Below are 7,627 nucleotides of genomic sequence, written 5' to 3'. Positions count from 1 at the left end.
CTCCATTTCGATATGTATCTATTATATAACAAACATACATTCGATAGGTAGTGAAGTAACAATTTATGTATGTCGAATAATTAAGATGGCTCCCTGCCATCCCTTGTCTGAAGCCAATTCATCTCCCACCTACTCACTTAGCGTTCCTTGAGGAAGGAGTCTTCTTGGCTAAAATGATAAAGAGACTTCACCCTTTCAACTTACAATGTACTTCAACGACTACTAGCTACTTCCTAAACGTTGTTCCTCATTTACTAATCTGTTTATGCTTTTTTTAAATTTGCAAAAGGACCAACAATATGTTCATATTACTTATTAACCATTATTGGCTGGATTCTCTCCTGAATTCCCATCATTACTTGGTTGCATTGGCGTTCCATGGCCATCCCCATTGTTTGGCAGTGTTGTATTTCCTTGGTCACTACCATTGTTTGGCGGCTTTGTATTTCCTTCGCCACTACCAATGTTTGGTGGCTTAGTATTTCCTTCGCCACTGCCATTGTTTGGTGACCTTGTATTTCCTTCGCCACTACCATTGTTTGGTGGCCTTGTATTTCCTTCGCCACTACCATTGTTTGGTGGCCTTGTATTTCCTTCGCCACTACCACTGTTTGGCTCACTTTGCTTTTGCTCTTCTTGTTTCTTTAATTCTTCTTGTTTCTTTTGCTTTTCTTTTTGCTTATTTTCATTCGACTGTTCAGTCGTATTGGCTATTTTCGCATTTGGAGAAGAATCACGCTTCTCACCTTTAATACGTAATTCGCTACCTTCTTGAACTACACTGTTCGGCATTTTAAATTGCGACTTATCTGTAGCAAAATTAGTCATCATTTCTTTAAAAATCAACTGAGCAATCTTCGTATTTTTACTACTAATATAATTTTCTTTACTATCTTTTATATATCCAGTCCATACTGCCATCGTATATTGTGGTGTATAACCAGCAAACCAACTATCACGGGTTGCACTTTCTGGTAGATTATATTTTGCTATTTGTTCTAAAGAATAGTTTGTTGTACCTGTTTTACCCGCTATATCTAAAGAACCTATATTAGCTGTTGTACCCAATCCAGATGAAACAAAAGTACGAAGCATATCAGTAATCATATATGCTGTAGAATCCTTCATAACTCGTTTTGGCTTTTGCTCAAAGCTTTTTGATTTACCATCTGGATAAACGACTTTCTTAACAAAATGCGGTTTCGTATACTTACCATCATTACCAAATGCCGCATAAGCACCTGCAATTTCAGTTGGTGACGCTTCATTTGTACCAATCGCTGTTGATTCGGTCGGTGCTACATTAAATGTAATACCTAGCTTTTCAGAGAAAGCTTTTGATTTATTAATTCCTACTTCTTTTGCAGTTTTTATTGCCGGGATATTTCGGGACGTTTTCAATGCATCACGCATTGTAATTGGTCCTAAATGCTTTCTATCTGCATTTCTAACTTCTTGTCCTGTTGAATACTTAAATGGAGAGTCATCAATTTGATGGTAAGTAGCCCATTTTAAATATTCAATTGCAGGAGCGTAATCAAAAATTGGTTTCATCGTTGAACCTGCTGAGCGATTTAACTCAATCGCCATATTATGCCCTTTAAATACAGTTTTATTTTCACCACGTCCGCTACCAATTGCACGAACTTCTCCAGTTTTCGTATCCATAAATGTGAACGCACCTTGGAATTTCTCATTTGGATAATTAATAATATTTTCATTTAAAATCTTGTCCGCAAAATCCTGTGCCTTTGGATCTAATGTTGTATAAATTTCTAAACCGTCAGATCCAATATTAGCATCTGGCAACTCTTTTTCAACTTCTTTCACAACCGCATCCATAAAAGCAGGATATGGCATTTCTTTTTGTTCAGTTGCTTTCTTAAGACCTTCTGTTACTGGAACTTTTGATGCTTCTTCCATTTCTTTTTTTGTAATATAACCATGTCGATTCATTAATTCAAGTACAACATTTCTTCTTTCTGTTGCTTTTTTGATATTTTGTTCTTTCGTTGGATCATAGCTATTAGGCGCTTTCATTAAACCAGCAAGCATCGCAACTTCTGTTAGTGTTAAATCCTTCAATTCCTTACCATAGTAATTTTGTACCGCTGTTGCGATTCCATATGAACGGTTGCCTAAGTAAACTTTATTTAAGTACATTTCTAAAATTTCATGTTTTGAATACTGTTGTTCTAGCTTGTACGCTAAATATATTTCTTGCACCTTTCTCTTTGACGTTTTTTCCATTGATAAGAAGTAATTTTTAATAACTTGCTGCGTAATCGTACTTCCACCTTGAGAGCCGTAATCTCCTTTTAGGCTGACTAAAACTGCACGTGTAGTACCTTTAAAGTCTACACCTCTATGCTCATAAAAACGTGCATCTTCTGCTGCTAAAAACGCATTTTCTACTAATTTAGGAATTTGACCATACATAATATTTGTTCGTTTTTCTTTCCCATATTCATATATCAATTTCCCATCTTTATTATAAATTTTTGAGGATAACGGATTAACAAGTTTTGTTTTCTCAAGTTTTGGCGCATCCTTGATCATAACGAAAAAAGTAGCAACCCCTGCGACTAACCCTAGAATACCAAGTAATAAACAACTAATTAAAAACTTACGAAAAAATGATGTTTTACCTTTTGGTTTTTGTTTTTTAGCATCTGGTTGTTTTTTCTTTTTAACTTGTCGTCGCTCCTCTCGAGAACGATAATTTTCTGACATGCTACTTTCTCCTGCCTTTCAATTCTCCTGTTGATTTACTTAAAATTATTGAGGTTACCTTCAGAAATATACTTATATTTAAAAAGTGTGCTAATCAGAAACAGTACATAGTTTTATAATCTATAGATTATAAAACGTAGATTAACTCTTGAACGAACTATTCCATCTCTATTCTGTATAATAATGCTGCCCCTTAAAGCAAAAAAATTGTGAGCTGTTCCTCATCTCTTTGCACTTTATCTAATATTTGTAATAGTGAGTTCTTACATTACTCGTATAATATAATGGCTCTTGTTAGCATAATCGTAATGAAAAGAATGTAAAAAACGATTCTTTTGATGTAAAAAAGAATCGACTTCTAATTTTTCGAATAAAATGTTCCCCACTGTGTTATCACTATAATGAATATCCGTCTCCGCAATTTCCCCCAAGAGTCATACCGGTATCCACTTGATTCTCTGTAATTGGTGAATACTTGACTAAATCATATTTTGTATAAGTGAAAATATCACCTAATTTGTCAATTGGATATTGTAGTAAAAATGCCCCTGCAATCAGAACCTTAAAGGTAGATGCGTAAACAAACCATTCGTAAGGTAATCGATAGGTAACTGCCCATTTTGTATCAGCGTCGATTGGATAGTAACCCAGTCAAGCGTCGAACTTTTCTCAAGTTGCGTGGGTGCTCAATGAGGCGTATGAGTTTCATATTTAGCTTTCTCTACTTTTTCTTTTGCTTCCATCTAAAATGGTTCACCTGTAAAAAGTTTTACACTTGCAAGACTTAAACTTAATACTCCAACACACATCCCTATTTTTAACATCCTTGTACTTTTCAAGATAATCAGTCCTTTCGTGTTTAGCAGTACTTAAAATAGATGTCAAACCAGACTCAATGTATCATGTTTGGGTACTAAGTTTTTAGGATTACATTTAATAGACAATTTAAGTAATAAATTTGTTCCACTTTAATATGAGGAAGAAATTTGAGTTTGTATAGTAACGGAACCGAAACGCTAATAGGGGGACAACAACGAGAAATGAAATTTCATAGAAAATCCAATCTTAGCTTGATAGACATGTATTACCATCAGCGTTTTGGAACATTATCACGCTAAGCAAAAAACCTCACTTTTCATCTTTTTTAAGATAAGAAGTGAGATTTTTCGTTTTGGTGTATTTATTTTTCTTAACTTGATGGTGACCAGTTTTTACCCATATAGACGTAATTTTTTTACTTTTCTGTAATATTTACAAATTCAACGGCTCCCTTACCCTCAGTACCTAAAGCCGTATTCAATTTATTTATTTCCTTTGTTAATTCTGGTTCTTTCCCCTGATTGACTAAATTAAGATTCCCAAAAGATTTATTAAAAGATAGAAATTGTCTTGTTTTTTCTTTCCCATTTATTTCTTTAAATAAAGTATCATCTACAATTAATAGGATTTCGTTGGATCCACCACGATATGGCGCTAGCCATACATCACCTTCATACTTAGTACTCATTTTTTTCCCGTCATATGTTATTTCTTTTAAGTCCTTATATTCTTTATTTGCAAATAAGATAGTTTCATCTTTTTCTATTTTTGGTAATGAATCAATAGGAGCTGAAGTCATGTCCCCCTGATTATTATCCCTTTCACGTATAAGCCCCTTTTTTTCCATTTTTTCAGCAGTTGTTCTACTAATAAATAGTAAATTACTAGGAGTATCCGCCCCTGCATCCCCAAACTGTGTCGGGAGCTTTATGTTGAGCTTGTTATTATCTATGCTCCCCTCTTTTATTTTGAATTGGTCTTGTGATATGGTTATATCTTTGTATAGGTCTATTATAGAATTTCTTGTTTGTTCATTTAACTGCTCTACCTCTATTGAAAGCCCATTTGCTGGGGAATTTTTTGTACCAAATAATGAACATGCTCCTAACATGGTAATCGAAATACCAGCTACTATTAATAATCCAATTCTTTTTTTCAATCTATATTCTCCTTCTTCTAATTATATTTGAATTAAAAAATCGTTTTATACATTTTTTTCAAATATTGAGCTCGAACAAAGTAAAAGTATATAATTTGCATAACTAAGAAACAAATCAATACCATAATTGAACTACCCAAGACTGAAAAATTGGCTAAATGTTGTAAGGCCATAAAAGCAACCGCACTATGTGCAATAGCAATTATAATTGGTAAAAAGAATAAAAGTGCAAGTTGACGTGACACAATTTTCTTTAATTCAGGTTTACTTAAACCAACTTTTGCTATCATTTTATATTGCTGCTGATTTCGTTCTAAGTCTGTGTATAATCGGAAATATAAAAAGCTTGCAGCAAACGTAAAGAAAACAATACCTATTAATACACTCATGATGGATGCAAGTCCAAAACCTTGTTTCATCACTATCCATGTAAATATTAAAGAAGAAAATTTATATTGTTTGTTGTATAATTCAGGCTCATGTATACCTTCATTATCTTTCTGAAGAGTAGTCACGATTTTTTCAGCAACCTTTTTTGTTTGATCCCAATTTTTCACAATAAAACCATTGATAGTCGATTGTCCATATTGTTTCTCTGGGTCTACAATCATTTGATTATATAAAACGTCTGGTACAATAATTATCGTGACGGTTGTATCTTGTAGTTCTTTCGGAGCTAGTATTTTATCTACATGCATATCTTTTTTTATATTTTCATGCAACAATTGAAATTCATTTTGATTAGATTTTGTATTAGCGACTTTTTTTGAAGGAATGACAAAACTACTATTTTGATCTTTTAAGCTTTCTTTTTCAAAATCAAATGATTCTGCTAACCTATTGTAATCACTTATTTTTATAACGCTTAATAATACATTGCTGTTATAAAGGGTATCTGGAATTTGTTTTATGGAATAGGCTACTTGTTTGAATTTAAACCCACCATTATTGAGTTCGCTTTCTATTCTTTTTAGATGCTCTTTTTCTAAAGGATTATTATTATAAGACTGATAAGAAAATGCGAAGGGACTATTTGATTCAGCCATGGCTGTGTTACCTAATCCCATACAAGTTCCCACTGCAGTGAAGGCAACAGCAGATATAATAGTGACCATAAAAAACATTTTTGCATTATCTTTTAATTGATACACTAAATCTGAGATGGTGAGTATGTTTGTTTTCTTAAAGAAAATATTTTCCCTTTTCTTTAATACACGTAACACATACACACTGAGCTGTGTAAATAAGAAGTACGTTCCAAGTACAACAAAGCTCACCCCTATCGCCATCATGAATAATACATATTTCACATCCTTGTAATGAATTGCGTTAACACTATGGAAAACAGCTGTATATCCTAATCCAATACAAATTAGTGCCAACAAAGATAGCCACAGGGATGCTTTTGGTTCAGGCTTTGGCTTTTCTTCTGCTTTTATTAATTCTACTAATTGCTCTACATTTACTAGTCGAGAAGTGAAAAGTGAAATAAGTAAAAATAATAAGAAGAAAGCTCCAAATGTTATTCCAATTGCTTTAAATGGCATGTAAAATGGGAGTCCTTTATCAATCATTAGCAGATTGTTGCTCATAATTAAGATAAACTTAGAGAAAGCCATTCCAATTGTAATTCCTGTTAAAATAGAAGCGATTCCAATTATTATATTTTCAATAAATACTAATTTATTCAACTGTGAACGTGACATCCCATGTAGCATTAGAATTCCAAAATCTTTTTTTCTTGTTTTTAAAAATGCACTTACAGAATATAGGATAAAGAAGAATGAGAAGAAAAATATTAACCCCTGCGATATCTTTAATCCTGACTTTGCAAATGTATTGATTGTTACACTGGCAGCAAGATCGCCTTGTAAATTAGGATGAAATGCAAGTAATGCATAGGTAAAGAAAATCATAATAGCAAACGTACTACTTAAAAAATGAGCCAAATATGTTCTTTTACTACGAATAACGTTATTAAATGCGAACTGTCGAAAAGTCATTTGCATTTCCTCCTAATAATGCTAAAACCTCTAGAATTTTTTGATAGAATACTTTGCGATTATCTCCACAATAAATCTCATTGTATAACTGTCCATCTTTGATAAACACAATTCGATCACAATAACTTGCAGCCATTGCATCATGTGTCACTAACATCATCGTTGTGCTGTTTTCTTTATTAAGCTTTGTCAATAATTCCATCACATCACTAGCAGATTTTGAATCCAGATTTCCTGTAGGTTCATCCGCAAGTAATAATTTCGGATTATGAATAGTAGCACGTGCGATTGCAGTTCTTTGTGCCTGCCCACCAGAAATTTCATACGTACGTTTATCTAATATTTCAGTTATCCCTAGTTTTTTAGCAATAGCTTCTACTTTCCCTTCCATTTCTCTAGGACTGACACCATCAAGCGTAAGTGGAAGAACAATATTTTCTTTCACTGTCAATGTATTAAGGAGATTAAATGATTGAAAAACAAACCCTAATTCACGTCTTCGAAATAAAGACAGCTGATTTGGAGATAACAGATATGGATTTTCTCCATGAATTAATACTTCTCCTGATGTTGGAGCATCTATAGTAGACACCATATTTAATAGCGTTGTTTTACCGCTCCCCGATGGTCCCATAATTCCTACAAATTCACCTTTGTTTATTTTTAAATCAATATGGGATAATGCTGTATAAGAGATTTTCCCAGGATAAACCTTCCCTAAATCTGAAACATGTAGTATCTCCACAAGTATTTCACCTTCCATTTCTCTTTTCGATACATGAAGTGTAACCTATATATAGTATGTCTCATATCGATTTCCCTAACAGTTACCTAACAAGTTTGTAAGATTCAAAAGAAAAACCGATGAAAAGTATACCTTTCATCGGTTAACGAGATGCATACGGGAATATGA

The 7,627-nt window shown here is 33.3% G+C and carries 4 protein-coding genes; all 4 read right to left on the bottom strand.

What is annotated here, in order from left to right; genetic code table 11:
• Positions 1 to 315: 315 nt before the first annotated feature.
• The gene (locus JDS92_RS29070; protein ID WP_199632978.1) at positions 316 to 2,733 is read right to left on the bottom strand and encodes a PBP1A family penicillin-binding protein; all 2,418 of its coding nucleotides are present in this window, start codon (positions 2,731 to 2,733) and stop codon (positions 316 to 318) included.
• Positions 2,734 to 3,967: 1,234 nt separating this feature from the next.
• Positions 3,968 to 4,711: a lipoprotein BA_5634 family protein gene (locus JDS92_RS29065; RefSeq protein WP_199632977.1), complete on the bottom strand. Its 744-nt coding sequence runs from the start codon at positions 4,709 to 4,711 to the stop codon at positions 3,968 to 3,970.
• Between the two features lie 32 nt (positions 4,712 to 4,743).
• A complete protein-coding gene (locus JDS92_RS29060; protein WP_199632976.1) occupies positions 4,744 to 6,714 on the bottom strand; it encodes an FtsX-like permease family protein in 1,971 nt (656 codons plus the stop codon).
• Positions 6,689 to 7,459 carry an ABC transporter ATP-binding protein gene (locus JDS92_RS29055; RefSeq protein WP_002108271.1) on the bottom strand — a complete coding sequence of 257 codons (771 nt, stop codon included), beginning with the start codon at positions 7,457 to 7,459 and terminating at the stop codon, positions 6,689 to 6,691. The genes JDS92_RS29060 and JDS92_RS29055 overlap by 26 nt, the downstream gene beginning before the upstream one ends.
• Between the last annotated feature and the right edge of the window lie 168 nt (positions 7,460 to 7,627).

The organism is Bacillus cereus group sp. N12, assembly GCF_016483575.1.
Lineage (GTDB): Bacteria > Bacillota > Bacilli > Bacillales > Bacillaceae_G > Bacillus_A > Bacillus_A toyonensis.
The sequence above is the reverse complement of the archived record's forward strand: the minus strand, read 5'-3'. Positions and strand labels throughout refer to the sequence as shown.

Coding starts and splice junctions, on each gene's coding strand:
- JDS92_RS29060 (WP_199632976.1), bottom strand. CDS start 6,714: ATGACTTTTCGACAGTTCGCATTTAATAACGTTATTCGTAGTAAAAGA.
- JDS92_RS29070 (WP_199632978.1), bottom strand. CDS start 2,733: ATGTCAGAAAATTATCGTTCTCGAGAGGAGCGACGACAAGTTAAAAAG.